At 37.8% G+C, this 20,051-nt stretch carries 15 protein-coding genes and 1 pseudogene; 12 read left to right on the forward strand and 4 right to left on the reverse strand.

The annotated features are described in order from the left end of the window. Positions 1-160: 160 nt before the first annotated feature. The 3 genes from EZY12_17200 to ilvC form a co-directional block, all read right to left on the reverse strand. Positions 161-466: a hypothetical protein gene (locus tag EZY12_17200; GenBank protein QSX66526.1), complete on the reverse strand. Its 306-nt coding sequence runs from the start codon at positions 464-466 to the stop codon at positions 161-163. Continuing rightward, positions 466-1,614, reverse strand: coding sequence for an AAA family ATPase (locus tag EZY12_17205; protein ID QSX66527.1), 1,149 nt, complete (start codon positions 1,612-1,614; stop codon positions 466-468). The genes EZY12_17200 and EZY12_17205 overlap by 1 nt, the downstream gene beginning before the upstream one ends. A gap of 153 nt (positions 1,615-1,767) precedes the next feature. Then, positions 1,768-2,763, reverse strand: coding sequence for a ketol-acid reductoisomerase (ilvC, locus tag EZY12_17210; protein QSX66528.1), 996 nt, complete (start codon positions 2,761-2,763; stop codon positions 1,768-1,770). Between the two features lie 245 nt (positions 2,764-3,008). Here ilvC and EZY12_17215 point away from each other — a divergent pair, with 245 nt between their 5' ends. The 6 genes and pseudogenes from EZY12_17215 (at position 3,009) to EZY12_17240 (ending at position 8,052) form a co-directional block, all read left to right on the forward strand. Continuing rightward, positions 3,009-4,367: an NAD(P)/FAD-dependent oxidoreductase gene (locus EZY12_17215; GenBank protein ID QSX66529.1), complete on the forward strand. Its 1,359-nt coding sequence runs from the start codon at positions 3,009-3,011 to the stop codon at positions 4,365-4,367. Positions 4,368-4,551: 184 nt separating this feature from the next. After that, positions 4,552-5,223, forward strand: coding sequence for a hypothetical protein (locus tag EZY12_17220; GenBank protein ID QSX66530.1), 672 nt, complete (start codon positions 4,552-4,554; stop codon positions 5,221-5,223). Between the two features lie 17 nt (positions 5,224-5,240). Then, the gene (locus EZY12_17225) at positions 5,241-5,657 is read left to right on the forward strand and encodes a type II toxin-antitoxin system VapC family toxin (GenBank protein QSX66531.1); all 417 of its coding nucleotides are present in this window, start codon (positions 5,241-5,243) and stop codon (positions 5,655-5,657) included. 324 nt (positions 5,658-5,981) lie between these two features. After that, complete coding sequence (locus EZY12_17230; protein QSX66532.1) at positions 5,982-6,869, forward strand: IS982 family transposase; 888 nt, start codon at positions 5,982-5,984, stop codon at positions 6,867-6,869. Between the two features lie 145 nt (positions 6,870-7,014). Further along, positions 7,015-7,218: pseudogene (locus tag EZY12_17235) on the forward strand (DUF3368 domain-containing protein). A gap of 108 nt (positions 7,219-7,326) precedes the next feature. Beyond that, on the forward strand, positions 7,327-8,052 hold the full coding sequence (locus EZY12_17240; GenBank protein ID QSX66533.1) for a Uma2 family endonuclease: 726 nt from the start codon (positions 7,327-7,329) through the stop codon (positions 8,050-8,052). 58 nt (positions 8,053-8,110) lie between these two features. On the opposite strand, the gene EZY12_17245 is transcribed toward EZY12_17240, so the two are convergent. Beyond that, positions 8,111-8,356 carry a hypothetical protein gene (locus tag EZY12_17245; GenBank protein ID QSX66534.1) on the reverse strand — a complete coding sequence of 82 codons (246 nt, stop codon included), beginning with the start codon at positions 8,354-8,356 and terminating at the stop codon, positions 8,111-8,113. Between the two features lie 74 nt (positions 8,357-8,430). Here EZY12_17245 and EZY12_17250 point away from each other — a divergent pair, with 74 nt between their 5' ends. The 6 genes from EZY12_17250 to EZY12_17275 all read left to right on the forward strand — a co-directional run bounded on the left by EZY12_17250 (position 8,431) and on the right by EZY12_17275 (position 19,961). Next, a complete protein-coding gene (locus EZY12_17250; protein QSX70716.1) occupies positions 8,431-9,033 on the forward strand; it encodes a DUF3318 domain-containing protein in 603 nt (200 codons plus the stop codon). Between the two features lie 721 nt (positions 9,034-9,754). After that, a complete protein-coding gene (locus EZY12_17255) occupies positions 9,755-15,826 on the forward strand; it encodes an amino acid adenylation domain-containing protein (GenBank protein ID QSX66535.1) in 6,072 nt (2,023 codons plus the stop codon). 79 nt (positions 15,827-15,905) lie between these two features. Next, the gene (pabB, locus tag EZY12_17260; GenBank protein QSX66536.1) at positions 15,906-18,095 is read left to right on the forward strand and encodes an aminodeoxychorismate synthase component I; all 2,190 of its coding nucleotides are present in this window, start codon (positions 15,906-15,908) and stop codon (positions 18,093-18,095) included. Between the two features lie 3 nt (positions 18,096-18,098). Then, positions 18,099-18,695 (forward strand): hypothetical protein, encoded by a 597-nt coding sequence (locus EZY12_17265; protein QSX66537.1) that lies wholly within the window; start codon positions 18,099-18,101, stop codon positions 18,693-18,695. Between the two features lie 37 nt (positions 18,696-18,732). Continuing rightward, positions 18,733-19,377, forward strand: a complete 645-nt coding sequence (locus tag EZY12_17270; protein ID QSX66538.1) for a cupin domain-containing protein — start codon at positions 18,733-18,735, stop codon at positions 19,375-19,377. A 302-nt stretch (positions 19,378-19,679) separates the two neighbouring features. Next, the gene (locus EZY12_17275; GenBank protein ID QSX66539.1) at positions 19,680-19,961 is read left to right on the forward strand and encodes a chorismate mutase; all 282 of its coding nucleotides are present in this window, start codon (positions 19,680-19,682) and stop codon (positions 19,959-19,961) included. Positions 19,962-20,051 lie beyond the last annotated feature (90 nt).

A 20,051-nucleotide genomic window follows, 5' to 3' on the forward strand; every position in this document is an offset into this window, starting at 1 on the left:
CCATGCTTCTACTTCCCTAAGAGGTTGTTTGAAAAGTATTAGATGAAACCGATAATCTCCAAAAACCTAACCCCCCTGCCCCCCTTCCCTACGAGGGAAGGGGGGTTTCAAAGCCTCTCCCCGCTTCGGGGAGAGGTTTGGAGAGGGGTTTATTTATACATTAAAAACTTTTCAAACATCCTCTAACAGCGATACGAAACAATAGATTAGGATGTTTTGGATATGGTAGCCATTCTTGAATTAGTTCCTGCGGACACTCTGCTGTGTCAAGGTCTGTTAAAACTATATAAGGCGTTCCTTTGGCAGCATTATTAAATCCTTTTATATTCTTTTTAAGATAGCCGAAACCGTTTTTAGAATAACAATTACCCACTATATAAGGGCGGTTTGATTGGTGTAAAATTGCCCGCAATACAGCTTCACTCAGTGGGTCTTCAACAGCTAAATTAATAGAGATCAAGTCCACTATAAATGAATCTCCAATTTATTAATTTCAGATGGTTTAGTTAATGGCAATACGGCTTCAGCTATGCTTAAACCTCCTTCTAAGAGATCACGGACATTATCAATTAATGATGCAGTAGTAACTTTAGTTCCTTCTGGACTTGGTGTTAAAAGGAGGATTTCTTCACCTCCAATTCCTTCGTCTTCTAATAAATCTGCGCTATGTGTAGTAAGTATTATTTGTCTTTTTTTCTGACGCTGTATTCGATACATTAAAGAAGGTAATTTCTTAACTATTGCTGCATTTAAAGATAACTCTGGTTCTTCAAGAAGTAGTAATGAATCACTTTCTAGTAATGACCACAGCAAGCCGATTAAACGTAATGTTCCATCGGAAAATTGATCTTCTCTTTGTTTACCAGATTGAGGTCGCCAATGCTCATATACTGCTTCTAAATGTGGAACACCCATTTCATCTTTTATATCAGTAAGATGTTTCAATTGGGGAACAGCAGAACGCAAAGCATTTTCAATTTTTGTTAGTCGAGATTTGCGAGTCTTTTCAGGGGTTTTGGTAATGCGTTCTAGAAAACTTCTGCCAAAAGCATCTTCTGAAATTCCCTGTCCAGAAAATGCCTCTGGATAACGAAGTAACTGCGGTACAAGATGTAGATATAGAACTGATTCAAAAAACTTAGCAATTTCTCGAAAATTGGCATTAGCACTAATTTGCTCTAAATGCGTTTGTGTTCTTCGTAATTCATCTTTTTTATCGTCTATGTCTGGTCTATTAACTATTATTTCATTTCCCTTCCATACACGCTCATAGTCTAAAATAGGTTGACGATAACCTCTAGTTTGTTGGGTTATGCCAATAGCATATTTCCATATAGGTTCATGACTAGAATAATCAGACAGGTGTACTTCAATTTCAATCTTGGGATTTTGCCGCGCTGACAAACAGCGAATTTTGGATACTCCTCCACGATCTTTTACCGCTGTCTGTAAACCACCTCCGGGTTTGGCAATATCACGTAAAAAGCGAAATACATCAAGAAAGTTAGATTTACCACAAGCGTTAGGACCGACTACAAAAACTCTGTCACCTAATCCAACATCTACTGACAGAAAATTACGCCAATTCTTGAGGATGATATGAGAAATAAACATTAGCAATAAAAATAAGATTGCAACAGACCAGTTAAAAATACCAAACTTACTATTTCTTTATCTTATCATAGCTATTTTCTAGAAAGCAATCCCTAAATAGATATTAAGAAGTGATTGGTTATTACCAATCACCTCTTTGGTAATTACCCAAAATTACGCTTTCTTCAACCAGCTAAACATAGCCCGTAAATCCTTACCAACAGCCTCAATAGGATGTTCAGCTTCTTGACGACGCATAGCAGTAAAACCAGGTTTACCTGCTTGGTTTTCTAAAACGAATTCCCGCGCAAATTGTCCAGATTGAATTTCGCTGAGGATTTTCTTCATTTCCGCTTTAGTATCGGCGGTGACAACGCGAGGACCACGAGTATAATCACCATATTCAGCAGTATTAGAAATACTATCGCGCATGGTAGCCAAACCACCTTCTACGACTAAATCAACAATTAATTTGACTTCGTGCAGACATTCAAAATAGGCTAATTCTGGTTGATAGCCTGCTTCGACTAAAGTTTCAAACCCGGCTTTGATTAAAGCACTTAAACCACCACACAATACCGCTTGTTCCCCAAACAAATCGGTTTCGGTTTCTTCACGGAAAGTGGTTTCCAAAATACCGGCGCGTGTACCACCAATACCTCTAGCATAAGCCATAGCGCGATCGCGTGCCTTACCAGTTGCATCTTGATAAACTGCAAATAACGCAGGTACTCCTTGTCCTTGTTCGTAGGTACGGCGCACCAAATGTCCTGGTCCTTTAGGTGCAACCATGACGACATCAACATCAGCAGGGGGAAGTACCTGTGCAAAGTGGATGTTAAAACCATGTGCAAAAGCTAAAACGTTTCCAGCTTCTAAATTTGGTTCAATTTCGTTTTTGTAAATTGTTTTTTGGACTTCATCAGGTAATAAAATCATGATGAAATCAGCAGCTTTGGCCGCATCAGCAACATTTTTTACAGTCAACCCAGCAGCTTCGGCTTTAGCTGTGGACTTACTGCCAGGATATAATCCAACTATGACATTAACACCGCTATCTTTTAGATTCAGCGCGTGAGCATGACCTTGTGAACCATAACCAATAATAGCAACGGTTTTACCTGCTAAAAGGTCTAAATTAGCATCTTCATCATAATACATACGCGCCATAGAAGCATCTCCTGTCCGTAAAGGTTGTCATGAAATTGGCAGACTTATGATTGTATCGCAAATTGGTCATTAGTTATTAGTCATTGGTCATTGGTCATTGGTTGTCTCTCAAGATCCAAAAATATATCTGTGGATACTTTCATTTTTTGTTCAGAAGTTCAAAATAAACAGAAATAATTGTGACATTTTTGATACAAATTTGTTAAGAATGGTTACAGCACCTGTAGTGAAAGGAAATATTTTTTATGGTTGATCTAGCTGACAAAAAACCAATCCATCAAGTCGTGATTATTGGTGGTGGTTTTGGGGGACTTTATGCCGCTAAGTCTATGGCTAAAGCCAATGTGCAAATTACTTTGATTGATAAACGCAATTTTCATCTCTTTCAACCACTGTTGTATCAAGTCGCTACAGGTGCTTTATCCCCAGCGGATATTTCCTCTCCCTTGCGGGCTGTCTTGAGCAAGAGTAAGAATACAAAGGTGCTGTTGGGTGAAGTAAATGATATTGACACTAACGACCAAAAGGTGATGGTGGGCGCGGAAGCAGTCCCCTACGATACCTTAATTGTCGCTACAGGGGCGAAGCATTCCTATTTTGGTAAGGATAACTGGGAAGAGTTTGCACCGGGTTTAAAGACGGTAGAAGATGCCATTGAAATGCGTCGGAAGATTTTTATGGCTTTTGAAGCCGCTGAAAATGAAAGTGATCCGGTTAAACGCCAGGCTTTATTAACTTTTGTCATTGTCGGTGGTGGTCCAACTGGGGTAGAATTGGCAGGAGCGATCGCTGAATTGGCAACCAAAACCCTGAAAGAAGATTTCCGCAACATTGACACTTCAGAAACCAGAGTTTTATTGTTAGAAGGTTTAGATCGGATTCTTCCCCCTTTTGCACCAGAATTATCCCACACAGCAGAAGTGTCTTTAACGGCTTTGGGTGTAGATGTGCAAACCAAAACCTTAGTAACACATATTGAAAATGATATTGTTACGATTAAGCAAGGTGATGAAGTTAAAGAAATTGCTACTAAAACCGTGTTGTGGGCTGCGGGTGTGAAAGCCTCACCAATGGGGAAAGTTTTGACAGATAAAACTGGAGTTGAGAGCGATCGCGCTGGTCGTGTTATGGTAGAACCAGACCTAAGTATTAAAGGATATCCCAACATCTTCGTAGTTGGTGACTTAGCGAATTTTGCCCATCAAAATGATAAACCTTTACCGGGAGTTGCACCAGTCGCCATGCAAGAAGGCGAATATGTGGCTAAACTCATTCAAAAACGCCTCAAAGGTGAAACTTTACCCCAATTTAAATATGTAGATAGAGGTAGTCTAGCAATGATTGGGCAACACGCCGCAGTTGTTGATTTAGGATTTATCAAACTTAGAGGTTTCTTTGCCTGGTTTGTTTGGCTATTTATTCATATTTACTTCTTGATTGAATTTGATAATAAGTTAGTAGTAATGATTCAATGGTTGTGGAGTTATTTTACCCGCAATCGTGGCGCGAGATTAATTACAGGGAAGGAAGTTATTGCACCTGTGCCAATTGCAAATAGCGACAATCAAACGCCAATCATCCCAAAAAAGCCGTTAAATGTGTAGTTTTGTAGAGTGGGTTAATAACCCACTATTTTGATTTAGAATAGACGCAAACTCCCATTGCTTGGAAAGGAATGCGGGCTGTGATATGCCCGTATATTTTAATAATAATTAGACTGTAGTATCTAAATTCTGATATACTATAACCAGTAAGAGTTTTTACTATTTCACTTATTGTCTTAAAAATATGTCCAGCACAATCTTAAAAGCTAAAGATATAGAAAATGCAAAACACATAATTGCTAACGATTTGGAAGAAACTATCAGATTTTTGAATCGTTGTGGTGGATTTAGTCATAAAAATGATGAAGAAAAGAATAAATTTGATGAATATATTAAAATTGCTCAAGGAAAAGGCAAATCTCTTGTAGAACTCAAGCAAGATTTATTATTAGGAAAGAAGAAATTTCAAAAAGCAATGCAAATGTTGTTAGAAATCTTCGGAAGCAATGAATCACGAAATTTTTTTGAAAGGAATATCCGAGCATTAAATTTACTAACAGAATCTGTTATTGAATGTTGGGATTTTTATTCATCAGATACACAAGAGTTTTTAAGAAAATTTGCCTTGGATGCTGCTGAATTTAATAGAGTGATAAATGTTGCTTCGTCTGCGGAAATTAACAGTTCTACCGCAGTTGAAGAATGGAAAATCATTGAAGAAGTAGCCAAACAACATGAAAAAGCAGTACAGAGATTTATCAACTCTGTCACAGGACCAATAGACTGGAAAAATTGTGAAACGGATTTAGGAAGAAAACTTTTTAAAATTAAAGAAAAAATAATTCTGTCTGGAGAACCGCTGTTAACTTCAGCAGAATTTGATCAATATCTTGAACAACAAACAGAAAATAACTAAATAAACAATTTAATCGGGTGAAAAGAACTTATATAGATTCCTGCGTATTAATAGCAGCAGCAACATTAGATAATAGTGATCCAATCTGCCAAGAAGCTTTAAAAATTTTAGGTAGTGCGGAACGCTATTTTATTTCTAGTTATTATGTCAAATTTGAAATATTACCTCATGCTATCAGAAATAAAAGAAAACTAGAAGCAGAGTTTTATGAAACATTTTTTGATAGTGTACAAGAATGGGTAGAACCTAATCAAAAATTATTAGAATGTGCATATAACGAAATTATTACAAATAATAATGGATTGAGTGGAATTGATGCAATTCATGTTGCTGCTGCGTTGCTAGGAAAAGCAGATGAGTTAATTACCGCCGAAAAAAAAGAAAAGCCAATTTGTCAAGTTAAATCAATTAAAGTGATTACATTGAGAAAATAATTGATTGTTAGGGTAAGTGTGTTAAAGATTAAAATAAAAATGTAGAATCATGTATTAAAATAGCTGTATTTTGTATCGCTATCACTGAGATAACCTGAGTTCGACGTAAGAGAATAACTTACAAGTGTTGACTGGAAAGAGTTTCAGGATTAAATAAATTTTTAGCGGTTGTCAATAATTTCCGGTTATTGACAATTGCTTGGGAATAAATAATATAAATTGTAAATTTTTCTTAAAAACCATTAAATAACATTACTAATCATACTCAAGATTGTACCAAAGATTTAAGAATAAAGTAGTTGTTTGAGCAAGGAAAAATGGACAATGGAATTAGAACAATTATTTTGTGCAATAGATGATTTCTGTTTGGATTTTGAAGCAAAATTGAACTCAGAACTAATTTCGAGCCAGTCACAAAAAAGAAAAAGAAAAAGTCGCTTATGTTTAAGTGAAGTCATGACTATTATTGTTCATTTTCACCAATCAAGTTATCGTAATTTTCAGGACTATTATCAAAAAAGCATTTTAACAACCTACCACAGATATTTTCCATCTTTAGTGAGTTATAATCGCTTTGTTGAATTAATGCCTGATGCTTTACTGCCTTTGATTTGCTATCTTAATAGTCGAAAAGGTCAATGTAGTGGCATCTCTTTTATTGACAGCATGGGTATTCCTATTTGTCATAATAAAAGAGCAAAAAGAAATAAAGTTTTCCGTGGCTTATCGGGATGGGGCAAGAGTTCTGTGGATTGCTACTTTGGATTTAAACTTCATTTAATTATTAATGAACAAGGCAAATTATTAGCTTTTCAAGTTACTCCCGGAAATGTTGATGACCGGAAACCAGTTCCTACTTTGGCACAAAATTTATGGGGAAGACTTTTTGGAGATAAAGGATATATTTCTAAAAGTTTATTTCAGGAACTATTGGAAAATGATGTGAAATTAATTACTCCTTTTAAGAAGAATATGAAGAATAAATTAGTTGAATTGTGGGAAAAACTTATGTTAAGAAAAAGAGCTTTAATTGAAACTGTCAATGACCAACTTCAAAATATTTCCCAAGTTGTTCATTCTCGTCATCGCAGTATTTCTAATTTTATGGTTAATATTATTGCTGGTTTAATTGCTTATACTTGGCAAGATAAAAAACCTTCTTTAAAATTAGATAAACATGAAGTAACTTCTCTACCAGCTTTATTAATTTAATTATTTTCATGCAATTAAATTGTGAGTCCAAAATATTCAATTTTGGATTGTTTTCTCTTGTTTGTTTATTGTCAATAATCATTGCTAATTGAGAAAAGCCCGATATAATTAGTTTTCAGGATGATTATTTATATCGAACTCAGGTGATGAAAGAGCTGCCAGGAAGGTGGCTATGGCTCGAAAATTACCTCTAATTGGGACTGTGGGGATTTTGCTATTAGCGAAGCGTCGAGGTTTGTTGCATAGTGTTAAGGCTGTTTTAGATGAAATGCAAGCACAGGGAATGAGAATTTCAGATCGGCTTTATGTGCAGGTTTTGACTTTAGCACAGGAAAATAACGGTGAATAATGGGTAAGTATGAAACTCACTATTTTTAATATCCGAATATTGCATTTCTAAACCAAATCATCTTGCGACATAATAGAAATAGAAATTCTATCTTTAGGATTGTTAAGAATGTATCAAACAGATCCGCCACTTTCCCCTAAAGAAACATTACCGACAATGTATGATCTTCCTAGCGAAGACCCGGAGGAACCTGGTTTGCCAGATCAATTTCATTTATTCCAACCACAATTATTAGCAGAAACATTCCGTCCCCCTAACTATCCTAGCGACCAAATATTTACAGTTAGTGATATGAATCTTTATTATGATTCTCGTCACCCACAGTGGTATAAACGCCCAGATTGGTTTGCCGTGTTAGGTGTTCCTTCTCTTTATAACAAAAGAGATTTGCGGTTAAGTTATGTAGTTTGGCAAGAAGCAGTTAATCCGTATATTGTAGTTGAATTACTCTCACCGGGAACAGAAAAAGAAGACTTAGGGCAAACATTAAGAGATGTAGAAAAACCTCCTGGTAAATGGGAAGTTTACGAACAAATTTTAAGAGTACCCTATTACGCTATCTTTGATCGTTATAAATCTCAATTTAGAATGTTTCAGTTAACAGGCGCTCGTTATGCTGAAGTAGAATTATCAGATTTCCGGTTTTGGATTCCCGAAATAGAATTAGGTTTGGGAGTGTGGCAAGGAAGTTATAAAACTGTCGAAATGCCTTGGTTACGTTGGTATGACAAAGACGGTAATTGGATGCTAACTAGTACAGAAGAGGAAAAACAAAAAACCGAAAGATTAATTGCCCAACTGAGATCGCTTGGTATTGAACCTGATTTAGACTAGATATAATTCCTCACCTTCTCTTTCCCAGTTGAAGAAAGGGAATGAGGAATTTTTTGATTCACTTTTGCCCAGATAAATCTGTGGGTGGTCGATCATTGCTCCAAGCCCACCAGACATAACTGCAATGACAATGATAGAATTCTTGCCATTTACGACGACGATCTGGGGTGGTTACGGGAGATCTCCTATTTAACCACACATTAACGGCTTCTCTGCTACCAGCGTGGCATTTGGGACAATGAAACTGATAGGCGTGTACGGCTTGATTAGTCCATTCTGGGGGATTGGGATCAAAAGCGTCCATATAAATATAAAGTGGAATAAAGTGTAATTTTAGTAGTCATTGAATATACATAATTATGACTAATAATGGATGCTATGGAACCAAATATTGAAATTCGTCGTTTATTAGATGTAATGCCCGCTTCTGGGCGCATGATGACTAAAATCGTCAGTAAACCAGAACAAAAACAGGTAATAGATGCTGCTTTTCCTCTGCCTTTAAGTCAAGCTAGACCAATATATATTAATTTCGATTTGTGGCGACGGTTGACAAAACCTCAACGGGATTTGCTCCTATTGCAGAGAGTATCCTGGTTAATCGGTGTGAAATGGTTACAACCGAATATTTATCAAGGTGTGGTCTTAGCTGGGTTTGCGGGGGGAATCCTGGAAGCAGTTCAATCTGATGTGGTAGGTGTGGTTATAGCTGGGGGATTAACTGCCTTAGCGGCTATGCGGATTTGGCGCATGAATAAATCCCAAGAAGCAGAATTAAATGCTGATATAGCGGCCATTCGGATTGCCAAAAGACGGGGTTATTCAGACACTGAAGCCGCCCAACATTTGTTAACAGCTATTGAAGCAGTAGGAACAATAGAAGGGCGTTCTGGTTTAAATTTTAGTGAATTAATTCGTTGTCAAAACTTGAAAGTAATTGCTGGTTTATCACAAGTTGGTATCCCTAAAAACTATCAATAGATTTATAAGAAAATAGGCTAAAAACCCTTGAGGGCAAGTTTTGGAGCGTGGCGGAAAAACTTAACTGTCCTTTAGGCAAGGGATGAAAGCCAACTAGAGGCCAATACTGCTCGGTTAAGCCTCTAACATACCTCTAAGATACAAGGTTGGGTTGTTCGCGTTAGCGTTGCGGAGCAATCGGAACGAAACCCAACGAAATCCTTGGTAATGTTGGGTTTCGCTGTCGCTCAACCCAACCTACATTTCCTTGACCGACAAGTATTGAACTAGAGGCTGTCTTCCTTCAGTGACTTGTGTTATCCTAATTATCAACAAATAGAACGAAAGGCACGGAAGCCACTTGGCAATAGATGGGTGGAGGAAGTGCCAAAAAGGCGAATAAATTCGCCGTGACATGATAGAATTAATCAGCAAGTAGGAATAACCATCAACGCTCATAAGTGTTTTATTAAGGAGAAACCCCTGATTTATCTCGTCTCGGCATAGCCGTAGCCTGGGTAAACAAGCAATGGTAAAGCATGGAGCGTTTAACATCAAAAATTGATGGACTCACAAAAGCAGCAAAAAAAATCAAAAGTAAGCGCAATTGCAATACCTGTCGTACTGGTAGTTGTCTTGAGCGTCTAGGAGGATAATTGACTATCCTTTTTAAGCAGGTCTTAAAGAATCTGCGTGTCTTTAGACCGCAGAGTGTCAAGGATAACAAAGTTATAAATTAGCAATGCAGAGCAATTCTTCTTTGGAAAGGCAGCCACAACTTACAGAGGAAGCAAAATCATTTCCCCTCTCCTACGGTCAACAAGCGATGTGGTTTCTTGACCAGATAGCACCCCAGAGCATCGCATACAATATCTATACAACATTACGGATAAACTCAGATTTACACTTGGAGGCATGGCACAGAGCGTGGCTTCAGATTGTAGAACGTCATCCTATCCTACGAACTACTTATGCACAGTATGAAGATCAACCTATTCAAGTAATTCACCCATACCAAGAGATAGATATTAAAATAACAGATGCTTCTGCTTGGAATTTAGACTACTTGAAAAAACAAATTCTGACAGAAACCGAGCGTCCCTACGACTTGGAAACAGGTCCAGTATTGCGGGTACATCTATTTACAAGATCATCAGAAGAACATATCCAATTACTGGCCATGCACCACATTGCTGGAGATATGTGGTCTTTTGACATATTATTAAATGAACTGCAAATTCTGTATGCTACAGAAGTAAAAACATTGTCTCAAGCTGACTTACAAATTATTGAAAATTCAGATATTTATAATTCAAAAATAGATAATATCCCCTCCCTGCCAAAGCTGTCATACACAGATTATATAAATTGGCAGTCTGAAATGTTGACAAGTTCTCAAGGTGAACAACTTTCAGCATACTGGCATAAACAATTAATAGGTGAGTTGCCAGTCTTAGACTTGCCTGTAGATAAACTTAGACCAAATGTGCAAACCTACTCTGGCAATACACACATCATCAAGTTAGATGAAGAATTGCTTTCCAGGCTGAGAAAGTTGTCAGAATCGGAAAAAACCAGCCTGTATAGAATTTTTCTGGCTGCATTTTTTATCCTATTTTACCGCTTATCAGGACAAGAAGACATCCTAGTAGGTTGTCCGGTTGCGGGTCGGTCAGGTAACAAGGAGTTTGAAAGTATTGTTGGCTATTTTACAGACCCCGTAGTATTACGTGCAAATCTAGGGGAAAATCCCACCTTCAGAGATTTTCTTGCTCAAATACGTCGCACAGTTTCTGAGGGTAAGAAACATGAAGATTATCCCTTTCCCCTATTAGTAAAACAGCTTATTCCTGAAAGAGATTCTAGTCGTCCTCCTCTGTTTCAAGTTTCTTTAACTTGGCAAGAGCATCGCTGGTATGATAATAGCCAAAAATCATCTTTAGTGATGTCGCCATTCTTAATAGAAGGACATCAACGAGGATCAGCATTTGATATAGATTTGGCGATTATTAAAACTGGTGGTGAGTTTAATTTTTGCTGGCAATACAACACTGATCTGTTTAATATTTCCACTGTAGAACGAATAGCAGGAAATTATCAAACCTTACTAGAAAGTATTTTAATTAATCCAGAACAACCTATTTCCCAATTACCATTGTTAACAGAAGTTGAGCAATGTCAATTATTAGTTGATTGGAATAATACTAAAAAAGATTATCCATTAGATAAATGTATCCATCAATTGTTTGAAGAACAGGTAATCAAAACACCCGACGCTATAGCGGTAGAGTTGGAAGGGGAAAAATTAACTTATCAGGAATTAAATCAACAGGCAAATCAACTAGCAAATTATCTGCAAAAACTGGGTGTGAATCCAGAAGTTTTAGTAGGAATATGTGTAGAGCGATCGCTGTTAATGGTAGTAGGATTATTAGGGATTCTCAAAGCTGGTGGTGCTTATGTTCCTTTAGATCCAGCTTATCCAGCCGAGCGTTTAGCTTATATGTTAGATGATTCTCAGGCAAAAGTGCTACTAACTCAACAGCAGTTAGTGAACTCAATACCGAATACTGGCTTAGAGGTGATCTGTTTAGATACTGATTGGGAATTAATCAGCACTGAAAGCGACAAAAACCCACAAACACAAACTCAAGTTAAAGCCAATAATTTAGCCTATGTAATTTATACCTCCGGCTCTACAGGAAAGCCGAAAGGAGTAATGATTGAACATCGGTCTTTAGTGAATTTCACCCAAACAGTAAAAGATAAGTATGGGATGAACAATAAAGACAGAGTTCTTCAAGCAGCATCTATTAGTTTTGACGCAGCTGCAGAAGAAATCTATCCCTGTCTAGTCTCTGGTGCAACCTTAGTGCTACGGACTGCTGAAATGTTGGGTGCTGTCTCCACATTTGTACAGAAGTGCTGGGAATGGAAATTAACAGTATTAATGGTGGGAACAGCCTACTGGCATCAGTTAACGGCTGAATTAGCAACAACAAATGAAACCCTACCACCATCAGTAAGATTGTTATCAACTGGGGGAGAACAATGGCTACCAGAAAAATTAAAGTTGTGGCAAAAGTGCATGGAGGAGAGGTCAAGTATTCAGAATTTAAAAGCACCACCGCTATTAATGAACGGCTACGGACCAACAGAAGCAACGGTATTGTCAACAGTATACGACTTATCAAAGTTAGCAACAGAGGATACAAGGACACGGCAAATAATTGGTACTGCTTTTGATAATGTGCAGACTTACATTCTTGATAGCTATTTACAACCAGTCCCTATCGGTGTACCGGGGGAATTGCATATTGGTGGTATGGGTTTAGCTAGAGGTTATCTCCACCGTCCAGATTTAACAGATGCAAAATTTATTCCTCACCCCTTTAAGCCATTAGAACGTATTTACAAAACAGGGGATTTAGCTCGTTATTTACCAGACGGGAATATTGAGTTTTTGGGTCGCATTGACAATCAGGTGAAAATACGCGGTTTTCGCATTGAACTGGGGGAAATTGAAACTTTACTGATTACACACCCCCAAATATCAGAAGCGGTAGTGATTGATTCTGATCATATTCCAGGTTCTAAACGCCTAGTTGCATACATAGTAGGGACGTTGAATGGAACGTCTTTACCCCAGTCGCAATTGTGTTCTTTCCTGAAACAGAAGTTACCAGATTACATGATACCTTCTGCTTTTGTGGTTTTGGATGCTCTGCCTCTTACCCCTAATGGTAAGGTAGATCGGCGTGGTTTACCTAAACCTGATACAACAAGCCATAAAATAGAAACGGATCTAGCAGCACCGCGCACGGAGTCTGAAGAAATACTAGCAAAAATATGGTGTGAAGTTCTGCATCTTAAACAAGTTGGTATCCATGACAATTTCTTTGAGTTGGGTGGAGATTCTATTCTCAGTATTCAGATTATTTTTAAAGCTAAACAAGCTGGATTGCAATTAACGGCTAAACAGATATTTCAAAACCAGACGATTGCTGAATTGGCGGCAGTAACTAACATCACTCAGACGGTGAAAGCAGAACAAGGTTTGGTAACAGGATTATTACCGCTGACACCTATTCAACACTGGTTCAAAGAGCAAAATTTCCCCGAACCTCACCACTTTAATCAGTCATTGCTGCTGGAATTATCTGGGGTAGTTGACTGGACTTTATTCCCAGAAGTGATGCGACAATTATTATTACATCATGATACTCTGCGCTTACGTTGTCCTGCCGATGGGGAACAGATTAATATTACCTCTGATGATACTATTCCTTTTTCTTATGTAGATTTATCGGACATCCCAGATAGGGAACAAAAAGCAGCTATTGAAGCCACTGCTAATTCCCTGCAAACTAGCTTGAATATTGCTTCTGGTCCAATAGTGCAAGTAGCGTTTTTTGGTCTAGGTACTAACAAATCCAGCCGATTATTAATAATTATTCATCACCTCGCAGTAGACGGCGTTTCTTGGCGAATTTTGTTAGAAGACTTAGAAACAGCTTACGAGCAGATTAGTCGCGGTGAAAAGATTCAGTTTCGTCCTAAGACAACATCTTTTAAATACTGGGCTGAGAAACTGAATTCTTACGCACAGTCTGATAGTGCAAAGCAAAAACTAACTTATTGGCAAGGTATTTCATCTACACAAATAACTCGTATACCAGTCGATCATGCCTTGGGTGCTAATACTGTAGCATTCAATCAGATCATATCAGTTTCACTCTCACCAGAGGAAACCCGCGCTTTATTGCAGGAAGTTCCTAAAGCTTATAAAACCCAGATTAATGATATCTTGCTAACTGCTTTATTGCAGACTTTAGGTAGTTGGATTGGTAGTAATTCTGTGTTACTTGATCTTGAAGGTCATGGACGAGAAGATATTTTTGAAGATGTAGACTTATCGAGGACAGTCGGTTGGTTTACGACCATCTTTCCCGTACTTTTAGAGTTAAAAGCAACAGATAATCTGGGAGATGGGATTAAATCTATTAAAAAACAACTTGGTGCTGTTCGAGGTCAATTGGGGGGTATTGGCTACGGTTTGCTGCGCTATTTGAGTGGTGATAAAGATATTATCTCTCAACTTTCAACAATGCCAAAAGCTGAAGTTAGTTTCAATTATTTGGGACAATTCGATTGGGGAAGACAAGAAAATTCCTTCTTTAAACTAGCTTCTGAATCAGTGGGAGCGGAACATAGCCAGCAAGAGAATTGCAGTCATTTACTAGATATTAATGGACTCGTAGTAGATGGTCAGTTAAAACTAGATTGGACTTACAGCGAAAATTTTCACCACCGAGACACTATTGAAAATCTCGCTGAAGATTTTGCAGCAAATTTGCGTTTTCTAATTACTCATTGTTTATCTATTGATGTATCTGCAAACCAGGAAATTTACGGCTTTTCTCAACCAATAAATAATTATCAGCATCAGGAAAATAATGTTCCTGTCCCCCTACATTTATTAGAACTGACTCAAGATATCTCTGAGTTATTACCTGATGATACACAATTCGCATATCCTCTTGCCAAAATGCAGGAGTTTATGTTGCATCATTACGCGAATGATCATCAAAAAATGGGGGTTTATCATGGACAGGAATTATTAGATATATATGATGAAAATCTTTCTATAAGTGTCTTCAAGAAAGCTCTACAAATTCTAGTAGAAAAACATCCAACTCTGAGAACGGTGTTTATTTTTCAGAACGGAAAACCAGTATGTCAAGTGGTTAGAAACAATCTGAATTTTTCCATCAATGAAAAAGATATTAGTCACATCAAATCAGAGGAACAGGAAAATTACATTGATGCAATCATAAAGCAAGATAGGCAGAATTTATTCAACGTTGAGAATTGCAATGAAGCACTTTTTAGATTATGGATTTTTGCTAAAGCTGAAAATCACATTGAATTCTTCATGTCAATGCACCATGCAATTACAGATGGTTGGAGTAGTATTGAATTTGTAAATCAACTAGAGGAATTATATTCTGCTCTCAAGCAAGGAGAAGAAATAACCGTGATTCCTGCAAATAATGTGCATCAGGAATTTGTCGCTTTAGAGAAAGAAATCATTAGCTCAACAGAAGCATCAAATTTCTGGAAACTTCATTTGCAAAATTACAAATATAAACCATTACAGCCGTTAAAGACGACCGTATTTCAAGTAAAATCTGCTTCCGATAGCCAGAAAGCCATAGAAGAAAACTTTAACGCAGAAATAATTCTTGATTTACGTGAATGTTGTCGGAAATTGAAAGTTTCACCAAAAGCAATTTTCTTGAGTACATACCTGGATCTCATTAGTATTGTCATGAAAGAAAATCAGGTTTCTGTAGGAGTTATTTCTAATGGTAGGATAGAAAGATTATCTGATCCCTTGGGAGCTTTAGGTTTATTCTGGAATATTGTGCCATTTTGTCAAACAATTACAGAAGATAAAGGGGTACAAATTAAAAATGTCCAGCAAACCCTAATTGATATTGAACCTTGTGTGAGATATCCACTGCTGCAAATTCTGTCAGACCAAAAAACAACGGAATTATTTTTGGCTACGTTTAATTTTGTAAATTTCCATAATACCAAAACTGTGAACAAGCATACTAGCTTAAAGGTACAGAGAAAAATGATTTATGACAAGTTTAACTTTCCTTTAAATTATGCTATTTCCATGGAATCATTATCAGGAAATGTCAGCATTCATGTAGAATACGATCAGACATATTTTAGTTACAAAGATATTCAATTAATGCTGCAAAATTATGTTGAAATCTTAAAAAATAGAGTTTATGGATAAAAATTGCTGGAAACCTATCAAACTTTTGTACGTAGTTGGGCTTTAGCCCTTTTGACGAGTTAATTAAGAGGATTTAAACATGAAAACCTTGATTATTGATAACTACGACTCTTATACTTTTAACCTTTACCAATTGATTGCAGAAGTTAATGGAGAGTATCCAACTGTAATTTATAATGATCAAGTTATATGGGATGAACTGAAACAGTGGGAATTTGATAACATCGTAATTTCACCAGGTCCAGGCCGTCCAGAGAAATCAAAAGATTTTGGGATCTGTCGTCAAATGATTGAAAATGCCCAAGTACCACTTCTAGGCGTTTGCTTGGGACATCAGGGACTAGGATTTGGCTATGGAGGAAAAGTTATTCACGCACCTGAAGTTCGGCATGGTCGGCTCAGTGAGGTTTATCATACTGCTACTGATTTGTTTGCAGGAATACCTTCTCCTTTTTCTGTGGTGCGCTACCATTCTTTACTGGTTGCAGATGACCTACCGGACTGTTTAGAAAAAGTTGCGTGGACGGGTGACAATCTGATCATGGGAATGCGCCATCGCTCTTTACCAATGTGGGGTGTGCAGTTTCATCCAGAGTCAATCTGTACTGAGTATGGACATACTTTGTTTGAGAATTTTCAAGAAATTACTCGGAAATTTGCCCAAGAGCAAGGTAAAAGCCCGAAAAAACACTATTGGACAGAAAATAACGGGAATGGGAGCTTACCCACAAATTCTGCTAAGAAAAAACAGCAAGAGGAATTTGAACTTTGTACCCGCAAATTGAATTTGTTTACAGTGAGCGAAGCCGAACTTTGTCCCGATACTGAACAGATGTTTGTGCATTTATTTGGCAAATCAGCCAGTGCATTTTGGTTAGATAGCAGTCGGGTTGAACCTGGTCTTTCTCGCTTTTCTTTCATGGGAGATAACAGTGGTGAAAACAGTCTCCTAATTAATTATCGGACGCAAGGGCAAGAACTGACAATTACACAGTCCGATACTGTCAGTTTCAAAACAGAGGGGATTTTTGATTATCTCCAGCGGGAAATTGAGCGGCGACATTGCTCATCTGAGCATTTACCTTTTGATTTTAACTGCGGGTTTGTGGGTTATTTTGGCTATGAATTAAAGGCAGAATCTGGAGGAAAATTCAATCACACATCTGCCTTACCTGATGCCATGTTTATGTTAGCAGATAGAATGATTGCAATTGATCACCAAGAGCAAACTATCTATCTGCTTTGTCTAATTCAGAAAGGAAAAACAGCCTCCGCAGAAGATTGGTTTGAAGCGATCAAAAACCAAATTGACAATCTTCCTCCTCTGTCGCCTATTGTTCCTCAAAACAAAAAAACACCTGTTATTTTTAGATTGAGCAGGTCTGAAAAGACTTATCTTGATGATATTAAAAAATGTTTACAAGAAATTCACGAAGGAGAAACTTATCAAGTTTGTTTAACAAACCAGATTTACACAGATACAACACCTGATCCGCTAGAGTTCTATCGTTCATTACGCCGCATCAATCCTGCTCCTTATGCTGCATTTTTGCGCTTTGGTGATGTGGGAATTGCCTGTTCATCTCCAGAACGATTTCTGCAAATTGATCGCCAAGGTTGGGCAGAAACAAAACCTATCAAGGGAACGTTACCACGAGGAAAAACACCCGCAGAAGATTTTATCCTCTGTGAACAATTGCGGAACAGTGAAAAAGATCGAGCGGAAAATCTGATGATTGTGGATTTACTTCGCAATGATTTGGGACGGGTTTGTGCAGTGGGAACGGTTCATGTACCCAAATTAATGGATGTAGAAACCTACGCAACAGTACATCAATTAGTGACGACAATTCGCGGTCAATTACGAGCTAATATGAGTGCCGTAGACTGCATTCGGAACGCCTTTCCTGGGGGTTCTATGACTGGCGCACCTAAGATTAGAACCCTGGAAATTATTGATCGATTAGAGCAAGAAGCACGGGGTGTATACTCAGGGGCAATCGGCTTTTTGGGTTTGAATGGTTCAGCCGATTTAAATATTGTCATTCGTACCGCTGTCCTGACCCCAGAACAAACTTCGATTGGTGTTGGCGGTGGTATTGTGGCACTTTCTGATCCCCAGATGGAGTTTCAAGAAATAATGCTGAAAGCTAAGGCATTAATTCAGGCAATGATGATCACAACTCATGGAGTTTCTGATCCCGATCAATATTATATCCAGGGAACAGAAACAGAGGTTTTTGATAACTATGAAAAAGTGGGTGTATAAGCAATGAATAAACAACTAATTTTCGCAACTCTTGGACCATCTGGAACTTGCCATGAACTAGCGACTCAATCTTATATTGAGTTTCAAGAAGTGGCTAATGCCAAAATAGAACTATTGAATGATCTGTTAGACGCATTGGAGCTACTACATGATGGTAAAGTTGACTTTATTATCCAAAACTCTGCTCATCCTAAAGTTTATGAATTAACAGAAAAATACTTTCGGGAAGTATTTGTGATTGATAGCTTCTTATGTCCAACTCGTGCTATGGGACTCCTAACCCGTCGTGATGTAGAACATCCCCGCAGTCTAGGATTAATGCCTGCTACGCGGGCTTATGTCAATACAGAACGCTACTCAACTTTTATCCATGAAACGGCCAAGCCCGTGGTGGGTCAAAATTTGCTGGTGGGTAAGTATGATAGCGGTATTGCAGCTTTACAATTTGCTGAAGAAAATCCTGATGTATTAGTAGTTGATGAAGTTATTGGCTCTGTCCAAACAGCTTGGCTCGTATATGGTCGTCAACAAAATAGACAGCAGGGAGTTATTGGGATCAAAAATCCTCAACTTTTCCAATTAGAACTTTCTGGTGTCTGATTCTCTTCCCATTTATATCAACTTACATAATTAGAAAATGTCAACATTTTTCCCAGTTTCTCAAACTATAAAACCGCGTTCAGATTTAGAGTTGACACTTTTTCATTGTCAAGAAATAGTTATTCAATTAGCTAATATCTTACCGGGAGCAATTTTTGAACCTCACCAACATCCAGAAAGCCAAATGGGGATGCTTTTTTCTGGTTCTGTGGAAATTAATGTCAATGATCAGAAAGCAATTTTAGAGCCATTCCAACAAGCTTATATTGCCGGAAGTAATATTCCTCATGGTTCTACGATTCTTTCTCAAGAAAATGTTCTGGGATTTGAGATGAAATATTTAATAGGATCTCAATCAGATAAATCAGATCAGGTCATTGATGAACCTATCCTCACTTTCCAACCTACAATAGATAAAACAACAGGTTTTTCTTGTAAATTCGGTGCTTGTTCATGGTTTCAAATAGCTGTTTTGGAAATTCCTGCCCACGCAAAATTACCCATATATACAAGTACCAAAGAAGAAATTGGCATTATTGTTAATGAGCAAATGATGATGAAAGTAGGGGAAGAAGAAAAACTTTTAGGATATGGTAGCATTTATTATGCTCCCCCTGGTGTTTCCCATAGTGGGTATAATACTTCAGATCAAACGATTTCTTTAGTTAAGGTTTCACTATAGATACCCAACTTCTAAGAAAATTGATGCTAATAATACCTTAGCCAAATTTAAAAAAAGCCTTGATTGGTAGGTTGGGTTGAAGCATGAAACCCAACAAATTAGCCAAATTAGAAAAAGCCTTGATTGGTAGGTTGGGTTGTGGAACGTGAACGTATCCCTGCGGGACACTGCGTGAACGCGGAGCAATTAGCATGAAACCCAACATGAGCGTTGGGTTGCGCTGTCGCTTGACCCAACCTACCAAAAATAGCAAAGGTATTGAATAAATGAGAAGATTGGTAAGAAAATTTGGGAATCTGAAAATGAGTGGATTGGAAGGTTTTAGAGCAGAAATTGATGCCGTAGACTGTCAGATTGTTGAGGCATTAGCCAAGCGATTTGAAATTTGTCAACGGGTGGCTAACTTTAAAAAGCAACACGGAATTGCGATGATGCAACCCGAACGAGTGGAAGCTGTGAAACAGCGTCGTCGGGAATTGGGGATGCAGCATGGGCTAGATGGAGATTTTATGGTTGCATTATACAGCCTCATCATTCAGGAAACTTGTCGGATGGAAGATGAGATTATAGAAGCGCAAGGTTAATTACTAAAAAAGGGAACAGGGAACAGATAAGAAACTTTAGTTCTGAGTTTAGAGCTTCAGTCAAAAAAGCAGTTTCATTATTTCAATCTC

Source organism: Dolichospermum sp. DET69 (assembly GCA_017355425.1).
Taxonomy (GTDB): domain Bacteria; phylum Cyanobacteriota; class Cyanobacteriia; order Cyanobacteriales; family Nostocaceae; genus Dolichospermum.